Source organism: Paenibacillus mesotrionivorans, from assembly GCF_046098205.1.
Classification (GTDB): Bacteria; Bacillota; Bacilli; order Paenibacillales; family NBRC-103111; genus Paenibacillus_AR; species Paenibacillus_AR mesotrionivorans.
Genome location: NZ_JBJURJ010000004.1, coordinates 353,719 through 379,991, shown reverse-complemented (window position 1 = coordinate 379,991; position 26,273 = coordinate 353,719). Strand labels below are relative to the sequence as shown.

Sequence of the window (26,273 nt, the reverse complement as noted above, 5' to 3'; positions counted from 1 at the left end):
TCATACATCAAGCTTCCCCATATTTGTCCAGACCAGCATGGATGAATCCGGTGTTTAATACTCCTCCCCCTGTTTTATGCTTCCTCCCACTTTACATTCCTGTTTCCTGAGCGAAGGGGAGAGTGGACGATAAGGAGGTGCAAGTGATATTCAAGAAAGGGGGAAGATTGGAGACCGAAGGTTGGATTCATTTTGAGATTTCCTTGGGGCTGGTGGTGGATGGAAGAAAGTGGGGACAGCCTCTATACTATCTTTGTAGAATAGAACTACGTAGAAGTTAATCATTAAATATATTGGAGGATGGAACGGTGGGGATTTTGCGGGATACACATGCGATTTTTATTCTGTTTGTTAAAGATCAGGGGAAGTCTCGGAGTTTTTACCGGGAGCTTCTGGGTATTGAGCCTTCTTTGGATGTGCCGGGGATGACGGAGTTTGCGATTTCCGAAACGGCCCGGCTCGGGCTTATGCCGGAGGAGGGAATCTCGAGAATTCTTGAAGGACGGATTCCGCATCCGCAACATGCAGGTGGGGCGCCGCGGAGTGAAGTATATTTGTATGTGGAACAACCTGATGCCTATTATGACCGCTTGGAAGCTGCTGGAGGCAGGCAGGTGAGTGCAGGCGCGGTCCGAAACTGGGGGGACTATGTGGCGTACGGAACTGATCCCGACGGCCATCTGGTGGCATTCGCAGAAAAAAGGGAATAGCTAAAAAGATTGCAACTGCAGAATAGGTAATCTGGTATGAATGAATTCAGCATGAATGAGTCGGTATCGACGAGTTGGCATGTATGGGTCGGTATCGACGAGTTGGCATGTATGGGTCGGTATCGACGAGTTGGCATGGATGAGTCGGTTTGGCAGGCAGGGCCGCTGCTGCAACCTTTTTGAGCTTGAAGGCGTCTGTAAGGCTGGAGGTGATTCCCTTGAATAAATTAACCAAACGAATTTCCGTTGTTGTGTTGGCTGCCGCTATGCTGGGAGGGTCTGCCGCTCTTGCTTTCAGCGATATTGCCCAGGATCCCGCCCAAACCAAGATTGAATCCCTGCGTAAGGATGGTGTTCTTTCCGGAATGGACGGCGACCGTTTCGCGCCTAAGGAAGTCTTAACTTATGATCAGGGCATCCGGCTCCTGGTGAAGGGTTTGGATCTGAGCCTTGCCCATATCAGCTTCTTCAAGGCTCCCAAGGCCAGCGATTATTACACCCAAGTGCCGGATGATGCTTGGTACGCCGAGGATTTCATTATCGCCCAGTACAATAAACTGGAGGTTCCCCAAAACGTGGACCCGTCCAGCCAGCTGACCCGTGAGCAATTTGCCGTGCTTCTTCATAAAGCCCTGCAGCAGAAGGGGGATTATGCGGTCATTGAGCTGTACAACATCCTGGCGGATGAGAATGCCGTTGACCCGGCTGCATCCGGCAGCATTCAGACGCTTTTGAACATGAAGATCACCAAGCTGGATGACAAATCCCAGTTCCGGCCGAAGGCGGGCATTACCCGTTCCGAAGCGGCGGATTGGTTGTACGAGGCAAGAGCCTTCGTAGCCAAACATACGGATCACACCTCTTCGCCTGAGCCTACTCCGGCAGCCACACCTGCCGGCACTCCGGCCTCCGTGCCTGGGGCTACTCCCGTTCCTGGAGCGACCTCTGCTCCGGCCGTGGATACTCCTGTTGTATGGAGCGAAGCTTCCGTAGCCCTGGAGAAGGCCGCTGATGGCGTAAACAAGGCCACCGTCACGATCCAAGTACCCCATCCGGGTTATGGAGCTGTGATTACCAGCATTGATTTTACCGGGGACAAGGAAGCGGTCATCCGCTACAAGCTGACCCCGCCCAATCCCGACATGATGTATCCGATGGTGATTTCTAAGGTAGAGCTGGCGACATACCTCGCTTCGGACTTTACCGCCGTCACTGCTCAGCATGCAGACTAGAACTATTCAATGCCAACAGGCCTCTTGCCATTGCCCAGCGCAATGATAAGAGGCCTTTTTTCCGTACGGCTGGAGGTTAAGACTGACCGGCTATGGTAGTATCCTTTTTTCCCTTTTTGCGGATGAGCATAAAAAGCAGCAGCAGCGACGGCAGCACGATTTGAAAAATGGGAAAATGGTATTTGACGTTGTATTCAAAGCCGAAGCGGATTTGCTCCATAAAGGAGCCAAATAGTAATGAGCCGATGAAGATGACCACACCTGCAGGGAGAGTCATGCGTTTGTAAGACGTTTTGAAGATTGAGGCCAAGGCCATAGCCGCCCCGAAGTAATAAGCAGTTTGTTTTACCCAAACCCCGATAAACAGCAAAATGGCCACAAGGGGGTCCATCCGCTCCAAAAATTGAGTGATGCGGATTAGGCTGGCCACTATCATGAGAGGAATTCCCCCAATTCCAGCCAATTCCGGACCCAGGATACTTAAAATCAATGCATTGGTAAACACCAGAAACAACCCGGCCATGCTGTACGAAATCAACGTGGCCGGAATTATTTTTTTTTTCTCATTGACGAACCGCCAGTACATCAGAAACAGCACCATTTCGCCGAATGGAAAAGACACCACCTCGGGAAGTGCCGCGTCCACAACCGGGCGGAGGCCCTCCTCCATAATGGGAAGCAGGTTGTCCACCTGGATCACCCCCACGATCCAAAGGAGAAACAGCAGAAAAAAATAGATCACCGTAATGACAGGCAGCAGCACCTCCGTCACCCGGAAAAACACCTCTACTCCCATATACACGGCATAAGTAGACACGAGCATAATGATGATGATAACCACAACCAGGGGGGACTGGGGCAGCAGGTAAAGATTCATCAAATCCCCGAATTCCCGCACGTTTCGAACGGACTTGTACAAAAAATAAATCACATACGGCCACGCAAAAAGATGGCCCACCCACTTGCCCCCATAGCGGAACAAAATGTCTATCAGGTTCAGATCCGGCTCCCGGCGCTGAATCGGAAGAGTGACGAAAACAAGCAGCAGCATGCCGCAAACCATGGCAATCAGCACGGAAATCCATGCATCCCGTTTGGCTTCGCTGGCCAGAAGAAACAACGGGGAGCTGCCGATTTCGAACATGATGATCATAACTCCCAATTGATATGGGCTTATTTTTTCCATAGATGGCTCCAATCCGCCTGTGTTTCCCGCTACGGTATTATTGGCAAATGGAGTAAAGTTATGCAAGAAGCAGCTTGGCCAGCTCCTGCTCGTTCTCAATATTTTTGGCATTGAGAATCAGGCTTTTAAGGAGGCGTATCCCCGTTTGCCCATGCTGCTAACCACTCCGGCAATGTTGGAGGCCGCATACAGGGACATGGCGGTGCAATAACCGCATTGTAGCCTGTGCATGGCATACCACGCTGTCCGGAAACGGATTTTTTACATACCGCGCGGGAATATTGGCCGACCGTTAGCACAAAAAAACAGCGTCCGCGTAACCGCGAAACGCTGCTGTGCTCTATATTATGATTCCTGCGGAAGGTCCTTGGGCACCAGGTCAAAGATCGCCCCTGTCTCCAGCACCTCGATAAACCGGTCCAGCCAGAGATAATAACGGATGGCCTCATTGATTTTGGCCAGGTCCTCCTCCACCAGCCGCTCCAGCTCCTCCTGCCCCGGGTTGGTCCGGGCCAGCTCCTGCAGCTCTATTCTGGATTTGCGCAGGGCCTGCATGTTGATTTCCACAGCTTTACGCCACTTCAGCGAGAAAAAGTCGGCGAAGGTCTGGAACCAGTCCATCTCCACCTCATAGAGATCCTTGCGGGCCCCTTTTTCCCACACCTTATTCACCATCTTCAAATCCACCAGCGTCCTGACACCGGTGCTCATGCTGGTTTTGCTCATTTTCATGGCTTCCGTCATCTCATCTAAGGTCATAGGTTTATTCTGAAAGAATAATAGCCCGTACAAATGCCCGATGGACAGATTGATACCGTATAAATCCATATTCTGGCCGATAGATTCGATAACCCGCTTCCTGGCCTTAAGGACAATATCCTGCTGCTCCCGGGGCAGCCCCTCCGCTTGCTCCATGCCACTGTCACCCTATCCTGCGAAATTCATGAATGCGGTCTTTCACTGACCCTTATTGTATGGAACCTTCCGCATAAAGTAAAGATGCAGCAGCCAGAGGATCATAGAGCATAACCGAGCAATCAGGAGTTTATTCCGTACAGTTTTTTCTGTATGAACTGTTTTGGCAGAAATTTATGTTGACATACCCCTTTGAATTTCCTTACACTTAGAGATGTGCATGAAGCGCGAAGGAAAGGAGTGAGGCTTTTTGCCTATTATTGAGGTTCGGGATGTAACCAAGGTGTTCGGCCCAAATCCGGCGTCCGCCCTTCCCCTCCTGGATCAGCAATGGTCCAAGGACCGGATCTATAAGGAGACAGGGCACACGGTCGGGGTGAACGGAGTCAGCTTCGATGTGAACGAAGGGGAAATCTTCGTGATCATGGGACTCTCCGGCAGCGGGAAATCCACCCTGGTCCGGCTTCTAAACCGGTTGATCGAGCCCACATCGGGTACGGTCAGCATTCACGGCAGAGATATTGTGGGTATGGGAGCAGAAGAGCTGCGCCGGGTCCGGCGGGAGAAGATCGCCATGGTCTTCCAGAAATTCGCCCTGTTTCCCCACCGCACTGTGGCGGAGAATGCGGAGTACGGACTGGAAGTCCAAGGGATGGATAAAAAGGCCCGGCGGGAAAAAGCATTGGAAGCGCTTAAGTTAGTCGGACTGGAAGCCTGGTCCAACAGTCTGCCGGATGCCCTGAGCGGCGGGATGCAGCAGCGGGTCGGGCTGGCGCGGGCTTTGGCCAATGATCCGGACATTCTGCTGATGGATGAAGCCTTTAGCGCATTGGATCCGTTGATCCGCAAGGATATGCAGGATGAGCTCCTAGAGCTTCAGAACAAGATGAATAAAACGATTATCTTCATTACCCATGATCTGGACGAGGCGCTGCGGATCGGGGATCGAATCGCCCTTATGAAGGATGGCAGCGTAGTGCAGATCGGAACGCCCGAGGAAATTCTCATGAGCCCCGCCAATGACTATGTGGAGCGGTTCGTGGAGGATGTGAACCTGTCCAAGGTGCTGACCGCCTCCTCGGTAATGCGGCGTGCGGAAACCATCGGCCTCGACAGAGGGCCGCGGGTAGGCCTGCAGCTGATGAAGGAAGCGGGCATCTCCAACTTGTTCGTCGTGGACCGGGGCAAGAAGCTCATCGGGGTGATTACCGCCGAGGATTCCTCGGATGCCGCTTCGGACGGGCGCACGCTGGAGGATATTGTAGTCCGGGACGTGCCTGTAGTGGCGCCCGACCAGCTGCTGTACGATTTGTTCGATATTTGCAGCAGCTCAAAATATCCGGTAGCGGTTGTGGATGAAACCGGACGAATTCTCGGCGTGATTGTTCGTGGAGCGGTGCTTGGAGCCTTGGCCAGACAGACTGCCGCAGACAGGGAGGTGACGGCCCATGCCGAAATTGCCGCTGGATGAATGGATTGAAACGCTTGTGGCTTTTTTGGACGATCATGTCTCTGGATTATTCGCGATCATATCCGGGCTGATCAAAGGAATTGTGACTGGAATCTCCTATTTGCTCCATCTTACCCCCGCACTTGTCCTGATTGCGCTGGTCGTTGTCCTGGCTTATTACTTGGGCAAATGGGCCTTCGCCGTGTTCGCCCTTCTTGGTCTTCTTCTAATTTATAACCTGGGCTATTGGGACCATACCATGGATACGCTGGCGCTGGTACTGACATCCGCCCTTTTGTCCATAATAAGCGGCATTCCTTTGGGGATTTGGTGTGCCCAAAATAAACGGGTCCGCCGCATTCTGACGCCGGTGCTGGATTTTATGCAGACGATGCCTGCTTTCGTTTATCTGATCCCCGCGGTTACCTTCTTCGGGCTGGGTGTGGTGCCCGGGGTTATCGCGTCGGTGATTTTCGCCGTCCCCCCTACCATCCGTCTGACGGAGCTGGGGATCAGGCAGGTAGCCCCGGAGCTGGTAGAGGCGGCCAATGCCTTCGGCTCCAGCCCCTCCCAGGTGCTGGTGAAGCTGCAGCTGCCTATGGCGCTGCCCTCCATTATGGCGGGCGTTAACCAGACCATCATGCTGGCTTTGTCTATGGTGGTCATCTCCTCCATGATCGGCGCCCAGGGCATCGGTGCGGATGTGTACCGTGCGGTGACCCAGGTGAAAACCGGTCAGGGCTTTGAAGCCGGATTAGCCATTGTGGTGCTGGCGATTTTGCTGGATCGGATGACTCAATATTTGATGAAACGCAAAAAACGGCCTTCTCACGAAAAATCTGCATAACGATATTCTGAACAAAAAGGAGAGAGAAACGATGACTAACTTATTTCCGCGAAAATGGATGACCGCTTGCCTGGCCGGTGTATTAGGCGCCGCCCTGCTGGCAGGCTGCTCGGATAACAGCTCTGCCTCCGGTGACAAAAGCATAGGCGACCAGGTGCAGCACCAGATTATCGGCATCGATCCGGGAGCCGGTATTATGAAGCAGGCCGCCCAGGTGCTGACGGATTACGAGCTGAAGGATTGGAAGCTGGTGGAAGGCTCCGGGGCCGCTATGGCCGCGGCTCTTGACAAAGCCTACAAGGACAAAAAGCCGATTATCGTCACCGGCTGGACGCCCCACTGGATGTTCGCCAAGTATGAGCTGAAGTATCTGGAAGACCCCAAGGGCACCTTCGGCAAGGATGAGGAAATCCGTACCATTGTCCGCAAGGGGCTGAAGGATTCTCTGCCTTCGGCATATGCGGTGCTGGACCGGTTCGAGTGGACCGCGGAAGACATGGCGGTGGTGATGTCCGCGATTATTGACGGTAAAAAGCCGGAGGAAGCCGCGGCGGATTGGGTGAAGAATAACGCTGCCAAGGTAGACGTGTGGACCAAGGACCTGGCTAAGGAAGACGGCAAAAAGCTGACGCTGGCTTACGTGGCATGGGATTCGGAGATTGCCAGCACCAATGTGGTGCGGCAGGTGCTGCAGGAGCGGCTGGGGATTAAGGCCGAAATGCTGCAGGTGGAGGCCGGCCCCATGTGGGCGGGTGTCTCCGACGGCAGTGCGGACGCGATGGTCGCAGCCTGGCTGCCCACCACCCACCAGGACTATCTGGACAAGTATAAGGACAAGGTGGAGGACCTGGGCGTGAACCTGAAGGGCACCAAGCTGGGCCTGGTGGTTCCCTCCTACATGGAGATCGGTTCCATCGAGGATTTGAAGTAAAGGATAACGCCGCCGGAAATCAGGCGGTGAATCAAGAAACACCTGCTCCGGGGCGAGATGCCGGGGCAGGTGTTTTTTCAGGATATAGGGCTTTGGTTGGATAGAACGGGATCCGAGAGGGCATGTGTAAGCGGCAAAAAATGTCTGCTAACATGCTCGCATGGCCTCATTTACTCGAAATAACGACATAAAATGTCTGCTAAGGCCTTATATAACAGGTAAAATTGGCGGATCGGCCCAAATAGCAGACAAAATATGTCGGTATCTCACCAAAACCAGACGACTTCACCAGAATAACAGACATCTGATGTCGTTATTATTCTGCACCCGTGCGGCTACTTGAGCATCTTGCCCATACGGGCGGCAAACTCCAACAGCACCGGCGCTTGCTCCCGCATCTTCTCCAGCGGGAGCCGGTTAGCGGGGCCGGAGATGGCCAGCGCGGCCACCAACCGGTGGGAGCGGTTGTAGACGGGCACGGACACGGCCGCCGCTCCCACCTCACGTTCCTCCACACTGGTGGCATAACCCTGTCTGCGGACCTCCTCCAACTGGGCCGTGAAAACGGCTTTGTCCAGGGAGGGCGGCCACGTGGGCGACGACAGCACCTGAGCCTGCACCTCAGGCTCCGCAAACGCCACCAGCACCTTACTGGAGGCTCCCACAAACAAGGGGAGCCGCGCCCCTACCTGGGCTACCCGGCGGATGGCCTGGTTGCTCTGAACCGCCTGGATGCGGATCCGCTCCAACCCGTCGCGCACATACAGGCTGACGGTCTCCTCCAGCACATCCCGAAGATGCTCCAGCTCCGGCAGCAGCACCACCTCGGGATCGTCGCTGGCCGACAAATTGGCGGACAGCTCCCAGAGCCGGAAGCCCAGGCGATATTTTTCCGATGAAGGATTACGCAGCAAAAAGCCCTTGTTCTCCAGAGAGGCCAACAGCCGGTGAACGGTGCTTTTGTGCAGCCCCGCTCTGGCGGCAATCTCCGTTAGACTGAGCTCCGGCGTATCTGTAAAACAAAGCAATATATCCAACGCCCGCTCCACTGCGCGGACGGTCAGCTTGTTGTCCTCCATAACCCTTCTCCCCCTATATGCACAAGCCGCAGCCAGACATGAAACAGCCTGTTACTCCGCACCTAGTTTCATCATACGAAACACAGTTTCTTTTTCAAGTATATCCAATCTGCCACCCCCCGTAAAGGCTTCGGCTAGAGAGTATAGGCCAACCATGACCATACATAGTCTGGTAAGAGGAACCATAATTATGGGAGGGCTGCGGAGCATGAGCGATGACAATCTGAATTTTCTCTACCTGCTGGAGGACATCCGGTTCACCAAAATAAAGGAGCGGGAATATGCCGCGAGAATCCGTGAGCTGGCGCCGGGACTGGAAGCGGAATATGCCAGTTGGCTGAGAAGCTGGGAGCCGGTGCTGGGCCAGACGGAATATGCCGCTGCCCAATGGGCGGAGGCGCTGTTATATGCTCCGGGGAACAGCATCCCCTACGCACAGGAGACCATCAGCCAGCTTAACCGGTATGCCCAAGAACAGACTGAAACCTTTACCGGGCAGTTGTCGGCACTGCAGGCGTATCACCCTGCCATTCAGGCCAACCCGGCCGCGGGTCAGCTGATCCGCCACATTATCCAATCCACGCCACCGGAGCAGCTAACCGGCTCTGCCGAGTCATTTTATACCGGGCAAACAGCACCGGCCTTCTCCTTCCGGCAGGACGCCGAGAGGGTCACAACCTGGTCGGAAGCCTTGACCGCCTCCGACCCCCAGTCCGTCGAGCGCCCGCAATCACAGCCGGCCGAACCTGCAGCTGCTCCTGTCCCCATCGGCAAACACACCCTGCCTCCGCTTCCGTATGCCTACAACGCCCTTGAGCCCTATATTGACGAAGCTACCATGCGGATTCACCACGACAAGCATCATCAATCCTATGTGGACGGACTGAACAATGCCGAGAATAAGCTGGCTGAAGCCCGCCGCTCCGGGGATTTCAGTTTGGTGAAGCATTGGGAGCGGGAGCTGGCTTTTCACGGGGCAGGCCATTATTTGCACACTCTGTTCTGGACCGTTATGGCCCCCGGTGCCGGAGGTCCGCCGGCAGGTCTGGCCGCCGAGCAAATCCGCGCCGACTTCGGCAGCTTTGAGGCCTTCAAGAAGCAGTTCAGTGAAGCGGCGGATAAGGTGGAGGGCGGCGGCTGGGCCATTTGGGTATGGAGTCCCCGCAGCCAGCGCACGGAGATCCTCACTGCGGAGAAGCACCAGAACCTTTCCCAGTGGGATGTGGTCCCCCTTCTGGCCTTGGATGTGTGGGAGCATGCCTATTACCTGAAGCACCAGAATAAACGGGCCGATTACATCAAGGATTGGTGGAACGTGGTGAACTGGAAGCAGGTTAATGAACGGCTGGCAGCCGCCCGCAAACTGATGTGGCAGCCCTACTGATGCCGGCAATCCCCCGCCCGGGGTTAAGGTGTGCAGCTAAACACACCCTAGGGCAATACACAAGACCCTTCTCCGCCATTTGTGCGGGGAGGGGTTCTTTTTTGGGCCAAAAGGAAAAGTTAACGGGGCAGTGGGTTTTTCCGCCTTTGTGACCCCCATCACAAAGCCACCCTCTCCCGCGGCTTATACTGGCCTCAACAACCAAACGATAGGAGGAACTTCACAATGAGTTCTTTTGCCGCTATAATCAACGCCCCTGACTACCCGCCGCGTATCCGCCACCAAGCTATTTTTGAATGCTTCGACGGCTTGGATGCCGGAGAAGTCATGCTGTTGGTCAACGACCATGAGCCGCGGCCGCTCTATTACCAGTTCCAGGCTGAACGTCCGGGAGACTTCGTTTGGGAATATGTTGAGGAAGGCCCGGAGACCTACCGGGTTGCCATTACCAAGCTGAACTAAGGGAGCTGAAGGCCATGTTCTTCTGGAAGTCCAAAAAAACCGAGGAGCTCCCGCAGCTGAACCGCGTTGAGCTGGATGTGCGGGAGGAGCTGCAGAATAAACGCGACCCTTTCGCCATCATTATGAAAACTGTCAAGGAGCTGGGCAAGCAGGATATGCTGGTGCTCCACGCCACACTGAAGCCGTTGCCGCTCCTGGGGCTGATGAAGCTGAAGGGATATGTCTCCACCACCTCCAGAGCCGGGCATGAGCATTGGATCACTACCTTTGTCCGCAAGGAATATGCCGCTGTGCTGGAGGGTGAGCAGGATGAGCTTCCGGAAACGGGAGCCGGCGGGCATGATGAGGCCCACGAAGGCTGTCCTGCGTCGGCAGACAGTCTGCCTGACGAAACCGGGGGTTCCCCCCGCTCCATCCATCTGGATAACCGGGGATTGGAGCCGCCCAAGCCGATGATCCGTACCATGGACGCCCTGGAAAAAGCACGGCCCGGGGATACCATCACCATCCATAATGACCGGGTGCCGGCCTTTTTGCTGGAGGAAATCAAAACCCTGGGTTACCCCCATGAGATCGAGCCCCAGCCTGACGGCAGCGCCATTGTTACCATCCACAAGCAATAATTCCGCTTATCAGGAGGTGCAAGACCTGTGATATCCAACCCGTCCGCCGCCGGCCCGTCCCGGCTCCCTCTGCGGTTTCTCTTAACCGGCATTGCCATGTTTCTTCTGTTCCAAATTGCATCCGTCGCAACCGGAGCCGGCTGGACGGGGCTGTCCCCGCGGAATCCGGAGGGCTGGTCTGCCGCACACCTGATGCTGCTGGGCTTTGCCGCCATGATCGCCATGGGGGCGGTTTATCAGCTGATATTCGTCGTCGTCCAGCACAGTATTTACAGCGAAAGGCTGGGAAAATGGCATTACGCCTTTTTCCTCACCGGGCTCTCCGGTTTAACGGTAGGCTTTTTCCTGGGCAATGTGGCCCTGATCGCTTTGTTTGCCACCATTGCTTTTACCGGCATTATTCTGTTCGTATGGAACATCGCTGCTACCCTGATTACGGTCAAAATGTGGAACCCTATTACCCTAAGTGCGTTGGCAGCAGTAACCTTCCTTTTTTTCACCGGACTAACAGGCTTGGGTATGGGCTTGAACTTCCGTTTCGCTTTCCTGGGTATGAGCCATGACCAATGGCTGGGAGCCCACCTGTGGTTCGGACTGTTTGGCTGGTTTGGGCTCCTGATCACCGGCTTCAGCTACAAAATGCTGCCCATGTTCTTCCTGTCCCACGGACATAATGAAAAGCCTGCACGCCTTACCCTTATCCTCTGGAGTGCGGCGGTGGTGACCGGAGCGGTCTCCTCCCTCTTGGGTCTGTCCAAATGGATGCAGTGGATCGCGCTCGTTCTGTTGACGCTGGCCTTGGCCGCCTATTGTGTGCAGATTCATTTTATTATCCGGAAAAAGCATAAAAAAACACCCGGCTACGGCATTCTGGTGGCGGTGTGGTCCACCTATCTGCTGACTGGCGCGGCACTAGCCTTTGTGGCATTCGCCATCTGGAATCCGGCTGTTCTGTCCGAGCAGTCCGTCTACGCCTTCGTCATTTCCTTGTACCTGTGGAACTGGCTGGCTCCCGTGATTCTCGGGTATATGTCCAAGATTGTTCCGTTCCTCTGGTGGACGCTGAAATACGGGGACAAGGTCGGCAAGGAAAAAACGCCGGTGATGGCCGATCTGGTGAAGGAAAACCATGTAAAGGTACTCCTATCCCTTTGGGTCGCCGCCGCTTTGGCTCTGCTTGGCTGTACTGCCGTCGGCTCCGAGCTGGCCGTTCAGATTGCCGCAGGTGTATGGTCCGTGCTGTCCCTGGGATATATGCTGCTCCTGGCGCGGGTATTTACCAGATAAATGGTTCACCATCTTAACCTTAAGGAGGGTTTACAAATGACAACATTGGAAACGCTAGAAGAGACGCTTCGCACCGTTTATGATCCGGAGCTTGGTGTGAACGTGCTGGATTTGGGCCTGATCTATGACTTGAAGCAGGATGAGGCCGGTGTGGTCCATATCCAGATGACCCTGACCACTCAAGGCTGCCCGCTGCATGACACCATCGTAGGCGGCGTGCGCAATGCCGTATCCCGTTTGCCCGGTGTAACGGACGTAAATGTGGATCTGGTCTGGTCACCAGCCTGGACACCTGATAAAATGAAACCGGAAGCAAAACAACAACTCGGTTTCTAGGGGACCTAAGGAGTGTTCATGCGTAATGGAAACGTCTCGCCGTAAGCTGGCCGATGTGCCGCTGTTCCGTGGATTGGATGACGCCGAGCTGCGTCTGTTGGATGAGCTGTTGATCCCCCGGTTTTTCAAGAAAAAATCGATTATCTTCCACGAGGGCAGTGACAGGGAAAGCATCTATATCATCCAGGAGGGGCTGGTCAAAGCCTTCAAAACGGATGCGGAGGGACACGAGCAGATCGTGAATTTTTTGGGGCCCGGCAGTATGTTCCCGCATACCGGGTTCTTTTTGCTATCTACCTACCCGGCTACAACGGAGGCTGTGATGGATACCCGGGTATTGGCCATGCCCCTCTCCTCCTTCGAGCAGGTCATTGCCTCTACCCCAGCTATGGCAATCAAGGTACTGCGGGTGATGAGCCAGACCATCCAGGAGCTGCAGACCAAACTCCAGGAGCTGACGGGCCAGGACATCCAAGTGCGGCTGACCTCCTTCCTGTTCGGCATCGCCATGAAGCAGGGGGCGGAGCATCCCGACGGAAGCATCCGCGTCTCCCTGCCGGTAACCCATCAGGAGCTGGCCAATACCATCGGCACCACCCGTGAAACCGTCACACGGCTTCTGGCCCAGCTAAAAAAGGAAGGGCTGCTAGAGGCGGACCGCAAGGGTTTTCTGCTGCCTGATCCGGAGGCGCTGCGGCAATGGGGCAGACCTGACCGGGAAAAGTAGAATTTTATCCGGCTTGTGACCCGAATCACAAAGCCGGAGCCCCCAATAGCGTACATTCTAGGTATCAGGCTGCCTCATAAACAGGCGGCATTGGGAAGGATGTGCCGAATCATGAAACCCATAATCCTATTTCTTGCCGCGGGACTGCTGCTTATGTCGGTGGGACTGTACACCATTGTCGGCGGGCCCGGGCTGTCCGCAGACCCGGACACCTCCGATTCCCAGGACGTCGAGCCTGCCCAGGTGAACCAGCCTCCGGTAGAGCCGGTAATCCGCCGTGAGGGCAAGGATGTTTATATCGAAATGACCACCCAGGTAACCAACGTGGAAATCTCCAAGGGTGTAAACTACAATGCCTGGACCTTCAACGGAACGGTTCCCGGCCCGGTGCTCCGGGTCAAGCAGGGTGACATGCTCCACTTGACTCTGAAAAACCTGGACCCCTCCCTGGCCCACTCCATGGATTATCATGCTGTACATGCGGCGCCCAGCTCCAAATTTGTGGATGTGATGCCCGGGGAAACCGGCAGCTTCTCCTATCCGGCCAATAATCCCGGCGTGTTCATGTACCACTGCGGCACCAAGCCGGTGCTGGCCCATATCGCCAACGGCATGTACGGCACCATTATCGTGGAGCCCACTGACGGATATCCTACGGATCAGGAAATCGACCGCTCTTACACCATTGTGCAAAGCGAGTTCTACAAGGAGCATGACTTCACCGATATGCAGGACGGCGTGCCTTCGTATGTGGTATTCAACGGCAACGACTACGGGTTGATGGAAAAGCCATTCCTGGCCAAGGTAGGCGACAAGGTCCGCTTCTATGTCTCCAACGCCGGACCTAATGAGGTTTCCTCCTTCCACATCGTCGGCACCATGTTCGATACCGTCTACCTGGACGGCAACCCGCGGAACATCCAATACGGTATGCAAACCGTGATGCTTCCCGCCAGTGGCGGAGCTGTCGTAGAGGTAACCGTAACGGAAGAAGGGGATTACCCCATTGTAACCCACCAGTTCAACCATGCCTCCAAAGGCGCAGTAGCCACCCTACGGGTCACCAAGGACGGCCAGGACAACGGTATGCCGGCTATGGGACATTGACGAAACACCCGCATAGGATCGTAAAAAAGGCCAGGCCCTGAAAGTAAGGGTCTGGCCTTTTTTATGGTTTTGTTTTAGGGTTGGTGCTGAAATTACAACCCGCTTATTGCACCCGGTGAACCCCCACTGCTCCCAATGCCGACCCGATAATCCGGAAGGGCACCGCGGTTTCCTTCACGACTCCATTGCTGTAAACCAGGCGGAAATGTACCTCATGCAAACCATCGGGCAGCCGGTTATCCAAGGAACCCATCACCGGATCGTACAGCTCCCCCTGGAACAACACAGGCGTGCTCCCAGCGGCCAGCAGGACCTCTACCCGGATGCTGTCTCCCCCGATCCCCGTGGCTTCCAGGTACGCCTCCGCTATGCGGACAGGCGCCGGAGCGCTGGTGACATGAAGCAGCAGCTTCTCCCCCGCATAAAAATCCTTAGGCGCATGTGCAGTCTCATGCCCCCGCTCCACATGGTACTGAAGCCACTCCGGGGTATGAAGAATATCCGCTCCGATGGTTAAGGGCAGCACCTCCACCGTCTTCTGCGCTGATGCTTCCGCAAGGCCATCAGACACAGTCAGGGTTATCCTGTAGCCTCCCGGCTCCGTCCACACCCCTGTCCATTCCGGCAAGCTGCCTGTTAACTCCTGGCCCGACGGACCCACAATATGCCACAGGTAGGTGAGAGCATCACCGTCGGGATCATAGGAGAGGCTGGTCAGCCGGACAGCATCCCCCTCCCACACCGGCTTAGGAGACCAATCGAAATCTGCAACCGGCGCCCGGTTAATGTAAAACCACGTCTGTGCAGACCAATCCGACCACACATGACCATCAAACACCCTCACCCGCACCCGGAGCTTTTGCCCCGCTGGTAAATCGGCTGAAGCTTGCCAGCTGCCGGTTGCAGCGGATGTATTTTGCCAAAACTCACCCGAGTCCAAAAGCGTAACGGTATTCGCCGCATTCGTCACCTGGATCTGGAAGTAGGTGAACACTGTTCCCGGGTCCGGATCGGTTTGGTACCAGACAAAGGTTGGCCGCAGCGTATTGAACATCGTCGGCGCATGTTCCGATCCATCCGGCACAGCCATACTTGCGGCTGGTGGCCGGTTGGTGATAAACCATCCCGAATTGGACCATGGCGACCACACATTGGCGGAATTCTTCACCCTCACGGTTACACGCATTTTTGCACCCATGGGTACATCCGTGTTCAACTGCCAGCTGTCTGCGGTTTTGGCATAATCCGCATAAGCTACATTCCTCACCTGATTGGAATACAACGTCCCGTTCTCATTCCATACATTTATTTCTTGTGCCACAACCTGGTTGGAGTTGGGGTCTTTTTGGTCCCAGGTTATCGTGGGCCTCAAGGTGGGGACGTAAGTGGGATTGTCTTGTGTACCCAACGGGAACGTCAGGGTAGCAGATGGTGGCAGAATGCTGCTGAACCACCCCACATTACTCCAATCTGACCATTCCGTTTCGTCCTTCACCCGAATTTTCACCCTATACTTGGTGGCCGTATTCCCCCAGATCTGTGACGCAAAAAAGCTTCCATTAACCTCTCTTGTCAGCTCCGCTTTTGCACCGGATATGCGCTCACTGATGCTTACCCCTCCCCAACCTCCGGTGTAGATAGCTTCCGCTACGAGCTCATAAGCCGTATACAAGGTATCCGGGTCCGAATCCGACCGGGTCCACGTGATCGTGGGGTTTACATTTACGGGCAGATAGGTGGGCGAGTCTTCCGTACCGGCTGGATTGGTCAAAATAACGGACGGTTTCCGGTTGGCATTCTTGGCAACCTCCACTTGCGCTGTTTCGAGGAAAGACCAGGCCCCGAATTCATCCTTCACCTGCAGCCCCAATGTCCATGTACCCTTTTCATCCAACGAGGTCACCATATAATTGTACTGGACCCCACTTGGAGAGATAGCAATATGCCTTCTTTCAAAAATCCCCCGGTTGGCTGCATACCCCGGCTCCGCATATCCCGTGTTGATATCGAACCGGTCCGGATCATAGCTGCTGTCGTTCCAGGTCACCGTATTCCCATTTAGAGCCGTGTTGAGAACACTAACAGGTCTGCGGTGTACGGTGATGGTTCGTTTGAAGCTGTTGGAGTTTTTCCGGTAGCCGTCAAAGGTCATGTCCGGGTACCGATATCCCGGCTCAGGCGCCGGATCATCCTTGGCCATCAAACTGACCTCCCAACGTCCCACCCGGTCAAAAGTGGGCAAACCGCTGCTGTAGCTGCTTCCATTTAACGGCGACACGCCTCCATTATTCAAGAACATCGGCGAATGGGTGTATTGCCAAAAGAAGGAGCCCGACATGGGATCATGCTCCGGATCCATGAAGTTAATGTTGTCATAGTTCAGTTGGGCCACTCCGGCGGCTTCATCCAGAATCGCAAAGTCCGATCCCCAGATGCTGGCTTCCTGGTAAACCTTATGGGAGATCCCCCGGAACGTGACAAAGGACTTATCCGAAAAGGGGCCAAACCGCCCGCTAGAAAATGAACTGTCGGCCACATCGACGAAATAGGGCACCTTGTTCACCCATACACTCACCTTATTCCCCACCGTTCGGATCTTCACGCTGTAATCCTTGTTATCCTGGAGGCTGTAGGAATTAGAAGCGAGTACATACCGGTTCCCCCATTGGTATTTACTCAGGGAAACCGTGTTCCCGTCAAACTCAACCGTAAGCCGATTGGTAGGATCCTGCATCCGGAATGAAAATCCGAACTGGCTGCTGTCTACCTTGACTTGTTCGGTCGTAAAGCCAAACGAAAACTCGGCATCCGCAGCGGTAACCGGGGACATAAACTGGCCGTAATCGTACCGGGGCTGGATGGCTGCCGCCTCTGCAACCGGCCCTTTGTCGATCCAATATACACTTGAACCGCTGGGCGGGTTGTTATAGCCCATGGAGCTTAAATTATTGGTCTGATGGGCGCTAAGAAGCAATCCATCCCCTACAAACTCCTCATAAAATTTGGAGAGGCTCACAATTTCCGTCCACGACTGAGCAAATGGGTTGACATTCCCGGCTAATTTAGATCCCCCTGCCCGATTGAGATTCACATTTTGACCAAAAATATTGAACGCGCCATTAGCAGAGGTATAATTCCCCCACGCGTCCACCTTCAGGGTACTGGACATGCCATTTAACACGGGGCCGGTCCACGGTTGTACAACCCCCGTATCCAAGTCGATCAGATCATTAATGACACTGTAGCTATCCCCCCACGAACCCGGTGTTACATATAACGTTTTCGCCACCAGAGTCCGGTTCAGGGAGTTAACCACCATCGTACTGACGTTATCTCTGTAATCCGTGACATATCCCACGAGGGTATAGGAGAACAAATTGCCGCGGGTCCGGGCCCGCCATACCAGCTTGTAATTCTGGTCATACTTCGCCACATACGAGCCCAACCCCAATTCCGGATATGCCCGCATGTTGTAATCGAAGGGTGTAATTGCCGAATCTCCATCTCTACATGACTTTGTTTCATACATATAAAAATTTCCTTCGGCATCCCGGAAAGGATCTTCGAATTTTGCCGTAAAGCTGCAAGCCGCTACCGAATATTGCGGAGGGATAAAGCTGACCGGTGTATCGGTGGCTGGCCAACGTACCGTCTTCTTTTCGTATGGCGTCATCACCGTGGGGTTATTGCTTCCATCACTATAGGTAGTGGATACCGTGTTCCCCTTTACATCGGTTTCTTGCTGAATGAGCCCGAAATACCCATTAAGGACTGCCGCTGCATCCGTTGGATTGCTTAAAAGGGTGACCAGATTATGCCCCTTCACGATTACCTTGGGTTTATATACATAAGATCCATTCGAGGTTTCACCTGGCATCGGGAAGCAGCTGATCAGTTCAGCATTGGCTGCCTTAAAGGAACATCCGTAGGGCTGGATCTCATAAAACGTATTCGTATAGGAGTATCCGTCACTATCCTCAGACTCTACCACCTTATATGGTTTTTTCACTGTAAATACATAGTAAATATAGGGACCTGCCACATAAGCATTCCCTGCTTGAATTGCATCCATGGCCGTGGTTTCCCACCTATAGACGCTATCCCTATAAAAGGGGATGGTGCGTGTCTGGACAATACTGGAGGATGGTACTTTAGAAAGGTCAATGACATAATCATACGGGTTGCCATCCAGCCAGTACGCCTTGTAGGTACCGGTATTGTACTGAAAATCCATCTCCAATTTACTTTCGTACCGGCCAATTTTACTTTTGTTCAGGGCATACAGCTTCTCCAATGTGTTACCGACAAACAGGTACGTTTTATCGCTCACAATGGGAGTGGTTTTCGCATCTACCCACGTGGATGGTTTTCCATTGGCATCCGGCAGCCACAAGGGCTGTGAATACCCATTTTCGGGTGCTGTAAAAGCCTTATAAATGGATAGACCATTTCGCCCCCAGCCATTATCATTCAAAGGTGTCGTGTAGTTTTGATAGGTTCCGGGACCATTGGGATTATTCACAAAATTATAATCCGATTTGTACGACTCGTTATTCTTGCCGGCTCCCGATACAAGCGCACCGTTCGCAGTTTGCCACCGATACGTGGGAATCCGGTTCACCCGGACATTGGTGTTGGTGCGGTATAGCTCCCAGGTGTTCTTGATGGTGTCCCCTGTAAACACCTGCGGCATGTTTTGGTCCGGATTGGGATTAGAGCCGGTTAAGTCAAAGCTAACCTCCGGAGCAAGGTTAATCACATCCATGATCCCCGAAACCGCTTCGGCTTCCTTGCCATAATCCTCCTTCACCTTAATCTTGAATTGGTACTTCCCGATTTTGGTCGGGCGGAATATGTATTTGGATGGTGTGCCGGTGATGGCTGTCCAGGGTTCAGTGTTGTTGTTAAACACCCCGTCATTATTGGCATCGTACCGCATATACCAGAGCACTTCCACAATGGGATCTCCGTCCGGACTGTGGGATTCGCTCATGATTTCAAAGTCCTCACCCCGAATCCCCAGTGCGGGAGCAACCACCTTGGCAATGGGCGGCAGATCCGGTTTTACGGTAATGGAGCAGGCATCACGGTTCAAGGAGGCCAAGCCGGTATTGTCAAAGACCTTTTCCAGAATGACGGTCTCTATCGTATCGCTTTCCGTATCATTGATGTAAAAGGGAAGGTTGTTGGTCCATTCATCCCGGCTGTGGTCAATGGTTCTGTTTAACGGGCTATAGCTCTTGTTAGCGTTAATGGCTCCAGCCGCCAGCGGCCTTCGGGACTTCGTCGTGGATGGTACCTCACACATAGCAACCGGATTCGGCGGTATGACCGTCAAGGAGGCACTTAGATCCGTATAGCCCCCATAGGGATCCACCAACCGCCCGCGGGCAATATGATAACCAACTGCTCCAACGGTACTGATATTGGTGAACACATCGTAGCCGTCCCCCGAGGTATAACGATTGGTCATATACGTTTTGTAGAAGGTCGAATTCCAGTCGCTAAAGTTCATCCGGTAACCAACAGGATCATTATCCGGATCCTTCACATCCACATACTTAAGATCAACCGGTGTGCCCTCTACCACCGTATCTGCAACCCTGTCCGTCCCCTGGTAAAACCATTTGAGCCGGCCTTCGGGAGGATCATTATCCGCGACCGCATTCGGAACAGCCGTTACCGTCTTTTCGTTGTTGGTTTCGTTAAATTCCGGGATTTCATTCCGGCTGTCTATTTTCACGGTTAGTGTAAAGGGAGAGTCTATTTTCCGGGTGAGCGAACCGGTGTGGCTGCTTCCCACAGGCAACGTGCCGGTAAAGAGATAATGAGTTCCGTTGATGCTATAGTAAAAATTGGACCAGCCCCGATTGCTGTTGTTTCTGAAAACATAGGTGAAAGTCACATCATCCCGGGCAGTGAAGGCCGTCGGAGCGTATGACAAAGATACCACTTCCAGATCATCCAGCGTAGGCGCTGTTGTCGGTGTGGGTGTCGCACTTGAGCTGGGTGTGGGTGAACCAATCGGTTCCCATTCTACGTCCAGCTTGTACGGGTAGTGATACGTGTACGACTCTAGGTCTACCGTGAAGGCGGAGAAGTAGACCATGAGAGCTGCACCGTATGCGGCCAGAGGTTTGAAGTTGTCTTCTACGTAATTGAAGTCCTGGGCGAACCGGACAATGATCCGGTTCAGATCTGGGAAGGCGTCTACAATATAGTTGGAGATTTTATTTGCTTTTGCTTCCCCCACAATACCTTCTCCATCGGGACCAGGAATGGTAATGTTTTCATTTACCGTAGCTTTCCCCGTCAGCTCCTCATGGCTGATATAGGGCGTGTCCACCCATTGGCCACTTTCGGTGTAAAATGACTTCTCTCGGCTGCCTGTCAGGCTCAGGTTTGTATCCGTTGTACCAGGATGCTTAGGCATCCCATAGCTATCCAGTTCGGTGGATTTACTGGTCCGTGAGTCTCCGTACTCGTTGTAGCTGTCGTCCACCCGGGCAAAATTAGCATGCCAATTATCTCCGTTGGCGCTCTTGGCATACCGATACCAAGCATAATAGCCCTTAGTTGTTTCATTCCGGACAGAAGTCACCTTCGTTCGGATGCCAAAAAGATTTTCGGTGAGGATATAGGAGCTCTGTCCAACAGCTTGGCTGAGGGTTTGCTCAACCTGACTATTTAGATAGTTAATTACTTTCAGGGATTTGATCTTATATCCAGCCTTGGCTACAGTATTGCTTGGGACCAAGGTAGAATATTTACTGTAGGCGTAGCCATCCCAATAGCTGTCGGCACTGTACGCAAGGGTGATGCTCTCGGCATGGACAATGCCACTGCCGGAGGGCCATAAAATGCCTGACAGCATTGTCACCACTAGCACTACAACCAGAAGAGCCGTTGCTTTTTTCGGATGCTTTTTCACCCGTCTAAGCATGCTATATCCTCCTATTGCCCTATCCATTCGGGCGTCACGGCCCATAGAAGTTGTTTCCGGTATTCCTTATTACCTGGAATACTGGGCGTGTATAGCCTTAATTCAAGACCTCCATCAGTCTTCATCTTCTTAGGGAATATGGAAATCGGCATATCCCCTGACTTGGTTTTGAATACTTTCGACAAACCGACTAAATTGCCAGCGCTTCGTGCTTCCAAATCATCTGTAACTGCACCAAGAACACTTACATATGCAAAATCACCAAGCGGTGTGTAATAAATATGCTGGTCTTTATTGAATACAGTTCGACCCTTAAAGTAAACAAGATAAGCAGGCATTCCCTTCGTCAAATACGGGCTGCTAGCCGAAGTCTCGTAGTTGTACCACTTCAGCGTCTCCACCGGCGGTAGCTCCTCCAGGAAAGGCGCGTCCGTGTCCTCCAGATCAATGGCCAAAATCGCGTCCAGTTCGGCCCGGTACAATCCGTCTCCGGATTCAATAAAGAGATCGTCCGGATCCCATTGGCTACTGGGGTGCAGCTTGCCGAAGTATTGCGGCATCACCTCAAAAATATTGGTCTTCCGCCACAGAACCGCTGCCCGGTTCACCGCATGCTTATCAGTCTGCGCCGCAATCTCGTCGCCGCGGCCATCCTTGACGGCCAGTATGCGCTCGATGATGGTCACGGCCTGCGCCCTTGTGGTCGTGCCGTCTACATCCAGGCTGCCTGTTGCGTCTACTCCCTGGATGAGCCCGGCTTTGGTGGCCAGGTACATCCACTCCAGATTATCCTCCGTGTCCTGGCCCGACGCGCGGACGGCCATTCTGGCCATTTCGGAGCGTTTCATGGGGGTGTTCCAGTCCCCGCTGGTAAAATCGCTCCATTGGTGAACCCCTGCCCCTACAGCCGCGTTTACATAAACCTGATACCAATCACTGCCGCCCGCGCTTTCGGCCACAGACAGCTTCAACGCTGCTGCTGCCATCTTTACGAACTCCGCCCTGCTGACCTCCCTGCCCGGCAAGAAGCTGCCGTCCTGGTAGCCATCCACATACTGTTTGCTCACCGCTCCGCGGATAGCCGTTTCCGCCCAATGTCCCGCGATATCCCGCAGCTCAACGTTAGCCGCAGCTTCCACAGCCACAGCAGCAGCCGCAGTTGCGGTTCCGGCATCCTTACCCAGCCAAATCCCCGCACTTCCTCCAGCCAACAACGCTGCAACCGTCATTCCCGCGGCCCATTTGCCCACATGCTCCACTATGTATTCCTCCCTTATCTCTTCCCAGTAAACCCTTCTTTCTATTGGACACGTTTATCCTGAGAGTTGTCTACAGTCTCATGCAAACCGACAATATTTCGCCATATTTCTACCTTTTTACAGCGTCCAATATGCCATAAAAAAATAAAAACCGCCCCTGGCAGCCTGCTGCTGCGTCGGAGCGGTTCTTCCGCATATTTCCTTGTCTTACTATACTAAATTACCCCAGCATTTGACAACCCTTTTCTCCAAAAAATTTGATGCTTATAATCCCGTTGCCTTGCCGCGTGTATAAGCCTTGTTTACCTGCTCCTCCGGACTCCGCTTGAATAGGCCCGCCACCTTGCCATACGTATATACAATCAGCCAAGACGAACCGAATACGGCGGCGTACCGCCCGAAGGTATACAGATCATACATCAGGATAGTGGTAGGATGGCTCCAATGCACCGTAAAAAGTGTCAGGAAAGCGGGATGGATCAGATAAATGCCGAAGGAGCACACCCCAATAGACACAATCGGCTTGGACAACCGGGGAAACCGGGCCAGCAGAAACCGGCCAACCTGCATAAAGAATAAAGCCGCTGCCGTAACATAAAGCATCCACAGCACCTCATACCAGGTATTCTCCGCATACATATGCTTATACCGGCTGAAGAGAAACAGGCTTACATAGGAAACGCCGGCAAGCAGCCACGCGGCACCCGTCAGAAGCTTATGCTCCTCCACCCATTTTTTGACCACGGGATAATAAAGTCCGATGGCGCCGCCGATCAGGAAATATGCCATATAGGTAGGCGCAATCCGGTCGGAATAAGGAACCCCATCACTAAACCAGTGCCGGTACACATAGAACCCTTCCTGAATCAGAAGCCCACAAGGAAGCAGCCACTTCCGGAACCAGGACACCCGGTTTACCAGAGTCATAAATAGAGGGAACAGAAGATACAGCTGAAAAATAATCAGCATAAAATAGGAATGGTACGACCACTGTGCCCAGCCTATTTTGCCCCAAAAATCCGGCCAATTCATCTCGATCTTCCCGGTATTAATGTATTGGTTAAATCCATAATAGAAGAAGGCCCATATAAAATACGGAATCACCAGGCTGATGGTCCGCCTCCGGTAAAAAACCAGAGCCGTCCTGGCGTTCCATCTGCCGTCATAGCTATAAAACAGCACGATGCCGCTGAGCATAATAAACAACGGAACCGCAAACGAGCTGCCTACGTTCAGAATATAAAATAAAATCTGTGAGGCACTGCCTTCTGTCGGCTCCACCGTTGCGCTGGATGTGCCATGGATCAGCACCACCGCCAGAATAGCCAAGGCCCGTACAATGTCCAGCTCCAGCAGCTTTGTCTTCTTTTGGCCTGCTGCAGACTTCGACAATTCAGTCACTAAGCTCCCACCCTTCTGCGGATTATCGGATTCGTTCAAGAATGCATAAATGATTGTTAATTATACAGGCCATTTTCCTTCTAGGGAAGTCGGAATTTGTCGGAAATCTTCCCAGATGGATCAAAAAAAGCCCAGAAGGAGATCACTCTCCCCTGGACTCATCTGAAGCTCGCTAAAGCTGTGGTGTTATTCCTTGATTAATGCCATAAATTCGGCCCGGAGAGGCGCATCGTTGCGGAAATAACCGCGGACCGCAGAGGTCACGGTTTTGCTGCCCGGTTTTTTGACGCCCCGCGCACACATACACAGATGCTCGGCCTCCACCACCACCATCACACCATGGGGCTTCAGCTCCCGGTTTAACACATCCGCGATTTCAGAGGTGATCCGCTCCTGAACCTGCAGCTTGCGGGACACCGCCTCCACCAGACGGGCAAATTTGCTCAAACCTGCGATTTTGCCGCTGGGGATATAACCGATATGGATTTTGCCGAAAAATGGCGCCATATGATGCTCGCATTGGCTGTAAAACACAATGTCCTTAACGATAACCAGCTCTTCGTGGCGCTCGTCGAAGGTAACACCCAGTACCTCCGCAGGATCGGCGGAATAACCGGCGAAGATTTCCTCATACATCCGCACCACCCGGGCGGGTGTATCGAGAAGTCCTTCCCGTTCTACATCCTCCCCAATCAGGCGCAGGATTTCCCGGACATGGTGCTCCAGCTGCTCGCGGTTTTCCTCAACCTTCTTATTTCTGTATTCAGTGGACATAGGCTTACTCTCCCGTCTTGCCGGCGGCATGCTGTGTGCCGTCCTATTTCATTTATCTGAATTTTTGGTTCTTCATCATGTTTTGGACCTTGTTCATCTGCTGCTTGTTCAGGTTATAGCCCATTTGCTTGGCCATTTTGGCCAGCATGTCGGGGTTCGACTGCATTTTTTCCATTTGGCGCTTCAAATAAAAAACACCGCCGGCAAATCCTCCGGCTCCCCCTACAATCAATGTCAGGATTGGAATGATCCAACTCCACATTTGTATACACTCCCTGCAGATAATGTCCGACGTACATCGGCTTTGTCGCTCTATATCATAGCATGTTGCAAGATCGCATACAAATGAGACTTCATCTGTCATAGTGCGCCCCGCAACACCCATGGTAAGATAAAATCAGCCTATAATCAATGGAAGGTGGAAAGGGAATTATGACCATTCAAGTTGCTATGCTGTCCTATTGGCATGTCCATGCGGAGGATTACGCCCGTCAGGTACAAGCCCGGCCCGAGTGCCGCATTGCCGCCGTGTGGGATGAGCTTCCGGAGAGGGGCAGAGCGCAGGCGGAGAAGCTGGGAGTGCCTTTTTATGAGGACTTGGAAGCGCTTTTGGCCAATCCGGATATTGATGCTGTTGTCGTGGATGCCCCGTCCTCCATGCATGAGGAAGTGTTAACCGCCGCCGCGAAGGCGGGTAAGCATATTTTCACCGAAAAGGTTCTGGCCATTACCACGGAGGCGGCGGACCGCATCATTCAAGCCGTGGAGGAATCCGGCAAATCGTTCATGATCTCTCTGCCCCGGCTTACCCATGCAGCGAATTTGCAGGTTAAGGATATCATCGACGCCGGACTGCTGGGCGACATTACGTATCTGCGGGTGAGACTGGCCCATGACGGCGGTCTGCCTAACCAAAAATCCGCGGAGGGCTGGCTTCCGCCCCATTTCTACAATAAGGAGCAATGCGGCGGCGGCGCGCTGATTGATTTGGGCTGCCATCCCATGTACCTGGCCCACTATTACTTGGGTATGCCGGAAGCGGTCAGCGCCCAGTTCGGCTTTGTCACCGGCCGGGAGGTAGAGGACAACGCAGTGGTTACGCTGCGGTATCCGGACGGCGCATTGGCTGTGGTGGAGGCGGGTTTTGCCAGCCGTCTCAGTCCCTTTACGCTGGAGGTGTGCGGCACCGAGGGCTGCCTGATGCTGGACGACTTCCAGTTCCGCTTCCGCTCCGCCAAGTTGGGCCTTGGCGCCCAGGAGGGCTGGGTGTCCCCGGCCAAGCTTCCTCCGGCACCGCCGCGGCCTGTGGATCAATGGATCGATCATATGGTAAACGGCACGCCGACAACCATCAGCATCGGCCAAGGCCGGGCCTTGACCCAGCTGATGGAGGCGGCCAACCTGTCGGCGGCCACCGGCAAGACGGTGAGTATCGGGGAGTAGTGAGGAGACGAGTGGGCAGCGCCAGCACAGGGGCCGTTTTGCTGTAACGGAACTCAGAAGCCCTTAAACTCGCAAAACGCGGCTCAGGTAAATGTAATGGAACTATATGTCGCTTAGAGGCGGACAATGCGCCGTTATCGCTCCAAAACTCCTGCTAAGAGTCGCCCAGTTCCGTTA

At 53.6% G+C, this 26,273-nt stretch carries 21 protein-coding genes; 13 read left to right on the top strand and 8 right to left on the bottom strand.

Annotation, left to right across the window (positions count from 1 at the left end; genetic code table 11):
* Positions 1-308 precede the first annotated feature (308 nt).
* Positions 309-710 (top strand): VOC family protein, encoded by a 402-nt coding sequence (locus ACI1P1_RS08245; RefSeq protein ID WP_416215891.1) that lies wholly within the window; start codon positions 309-311, stop codon positions 708-710.
* Positions 711-928: 218 nt separating this feature from the next.
* On the top strand, positions 929-1,942 hold the full coding sequence (locus ACI1P1_RS08240) for an S-layer homology domain-containing protein (RefSeq protein ID WP_416215890.1): 1,014 nt from the start codon (positions 929-931) through the stop codon (positions 1,940-1,942).
* 76 nt (positions 1,943-2,018) lie between these two features.
* Here the strand turns inward: ACI1P1_RS08240 and ACI1P1_RS08235 are convergent, their stop codons facing one another.
* Together ACI1P1_RS08235 and ACI1P1_RS08230 are read right to left on the bottom strand one after the other, a co-directional pair.
* Positions 2,019-3,128: a GerAB/ArcD/ProY family transporter gene (locus ACI1P1_RS08235; protein WP_416215889.1), complete on the bottom strand. Its 1,110-nt coding sequence runs from the start codon at positions 3,126-3,128 to the stop codon at positions 2,019-2,021.
* Positions 3,129-3,473: 345 nt separating this feature from the next.
* Positions 3,474-4,043 (bottom strand): GbsR/MarR family transcriptional regulator, encoded by a 570-nt coding sequence (locus ACI1P1_RS08230; RefSeq protein WP_416215888.1) that lies wholly within the window; start codon positions 4,041-4,043, stop codon positions 3,474-3,476.
* Positions 4,044-4,293: 250 nt separating this feature from the next.
* On the opposite strand from ACI1P1_RS08230, the gene ACI1P1_RS08225 reads away from it, so the two are divergent.
* From ACI1P1_RS08225 to ACI1P1_RS08215, 3 genes are read left to right on the top strand one after another with little or no spacing between them, the layout of a single operon-like run.
* Positions 4,294-5,514, top strand: coding sequence for a quaternary amine ABC transporter ATP-binding protein (locus tag ACI1P1_RS08225; protein WP_416215887.1), 1,221 nt, complete (start codon positions 4,294-4,296; stop codon positions 5,512-5,514).
* Positions 5,492-6,340, top strand: a complete 849-nt coding sequence (locus ACI1P1_RS08220; protein WP_416215886.1) for an ABC transporter permease — start codon at positions 5,492-5,494, stop codon at positions 6,338-6,340. Before ACI1P1_RS08225 ends, ACI1P1_RS08220 begins: the two co-directional genes overlap by 23 nt.
* Positions 6,341-6,371: 31 nt before the next feature.
* Positions 6,372-7,271, top strand: coding sequence for a glycine betaine ABC transporter substrate-binding protein (locus ACI1P1_RS08215; protein ID WP_416215885.1), 900 nt, complete (start codon positions 6,372-6,374; stop codon positions 7,269-7,271).
* A gap of 335 nt (positions 7,272-7,606) precedes the next feature.
* On the opposite strand, the gene ACI1P1_RS08210 is transcribed toward ACI1P1_RS08215, so the two are convergent.
* Positions 7,607-8,350: an IclR family transcriptional regulator gene (locus tag ACI1P1_RS08210; RefSeq protein WP_416215884.1), complete on the bottom strand. Its 744-nt coding sequence runs from the start codon at positions 8,348-8,350 to the stop codon at positions 7,607-7,609.
* A 208-nt stretch (positions 8,351-8,558) separates the two neighbouring features.
* Here ACI1P1_RS08210 and ACI1P1_RS08205 point away from each other — a divergent pair, with 208 nt between their 5' ends.
* The 7 genes from ACI1P1_RS08205 (at position 8,559) to ACI1P1_RS08175 (ending at position 14,276) form a co-directional block, all read left to right on the top strand.
* Positions 8,559-9,734 carry a superoxide dismutase gene (locus ACI1P1_RS08205; RefSeq protein ID WP_416215883.1) on the top strand — a complete coding sequence of 392 codons (1,176 nt, stop codon included), beginning with the start codon at positions 8,559-8,561 and terminating at the stop codon, positions 9,732-9,734.
* Positions 9,735-9,959: 225 nt separating this feature from the next.
* Entirely contained in the window at positions 9,960-10,196 is a 237-nt protein-coding gene (locus ACI1P1_RS08200) for a DUF2249 domain-containing protein (protein ID WP_416215882.1), read from the top strand.
* Positions 10,197-10,210: 14 nt separating this feature from the next.
* Positions 10,211-10,819 carry a DUF2249 domain-containing protein gene (locus ACI1P1_RS08195; protein ID WP_416215881.1) on the top strand — a complete coding sequence of 203 codons (609 nt, stop codon included), beginning with the start codon at positions 10,211-10,213 and terminating at the stop codon, positions 10,817-10,819.
* 27 nt (positions 10,820-10,846) lie between these two features.
* A complete protein-coding gene (locus ACI1P1_RS08190) occupies positions 10,847-12,106 on the top strand; it encodes a hypothetical protein (protein WP_416215880.1) in 1,260 nt (419 codons plus the stop codon).
* Positions 12,107-12,142: 36 nt separating this feature from the next.
* Positions 12,143-12,442, top strand: coding sequence for a metal-sulfur cluster assembly factor (locus ACI1P1_RS08185; RefSeq protein WP_416215879.1), 300 nt, complete (start codon positions 12,143-12,145; stop codon positions 12,440-12,442).
* 25 nt (positions 12,443-12,467) lie between these two features.
* Positions 12,468-13,169: a Crp/Fnr family transcriptional regulator gene (locus ACI1P1_RS08180; protein ID WP_416215878.1), complete on the top strand. Its 702-nt coding sequence runs from the start codon at positions 12,468-12,470 to the stop codon at positions 13,167-13,169.
* A gap of 111 nt (positions 13,170-13,280) precedes the next feature.
* Positions 13,281-14,276, top strand: a complete 996-nt coding sequence (locus ACI1P1_RS08175; RefSeq protein WP_416215877.1) for a multicopper oxidase domain-containing protein — start codon at positions 13,281-13,283, stop codon at positions 14,274-14,276.
* Positions 14,277-14,379: 103 nt separating this feature from the next.
* Here the strand turns inward: ACI1P1_RS08175 and ACI1P1_RS08170 are convergent, their stop codons facing one another.
* From ACI1P1_RS08170 to ACI1P1_RS08150, 5 genes are all read right to left on the bottom strand, one after another.
* On the bottom strand, positions 14,380-21,219 hold the full coding sequence (locus ACI1P1_RS08170; RefSeq protein ID WP_416215876.1) for a glycoside hydrolase family 78 protein: 6,840 nt from the start codon (positions 21,217-21,219) through the stop codon (positions 14,380-14,382).
* Positions 21,220-21,230: 11 nt separating this feature from the next.
* Positions 21,231-22,478 (bottom strand): S-layer homology domain-containing protein, encoded by a 1,248-nt coding sequence (locus ACI1P1_RS08165; RefSeq protein ID WP_416215875.1) that lies wholly within the window; start codon positions 22,476-22,478, stop codon positions 21,231-21,233.
* Positions 22,479-22,742: 264 nt separating this feature from the next.
* Positions 22,743-23,879, bottom strand: coding sequence for an acyltransferase (locus tag ACI1P1_RS08160; RefSeq protein ID WP_416215874.1), 1,137 nt, complete (start codon positions 23,877-23,879; stop codon positions 22,743-22,745).
* 186 nt (positions 23,880-24,065) lie between these two features.
* Positions 24,066-24,653, bottom strand: coding sequence for a GTP cyclohydrolase I FolE (folE, locus tag ACI1P1_RS08155; RefSeq protein WP_416215873.1), 588 nt, complete (start codon positions 24,651-24,653; stop codon positions 24,066-24,068).
* A gap of 52 nt (positions 24,654-24,705) precedes the next feature.
* Complete coding sequence (locus tag ACI1P1_RS08150; RefSeq protein ID WP_416215872.1) at positions 24,706-24,915, bottom strand: YneF family protein; 210 nt, start codon at positions 24,913-24,915, stop codon at positions 24,706-24,708.
* Positions 24,916-25,085: 170 nt separating this feature from the next.
* Between ACI1P1_RS08150 and ACI1P1_RS08145 the strand changes: the two genes are divergently transcribed.
* Positions 25,086-26,096 (top strand): Gfo/Idh/MocA family protein, encoded by a 1,011-nt coding sequence (locus ACI1P1_RS08145; protein ID WP_416215870.1) that lies wholly within the window; start codon positions 25,086-25,088, stop codon positions 26,094-26,096.
* Positions 26,097-26,273: the final 177 nt, after the last annotated feature.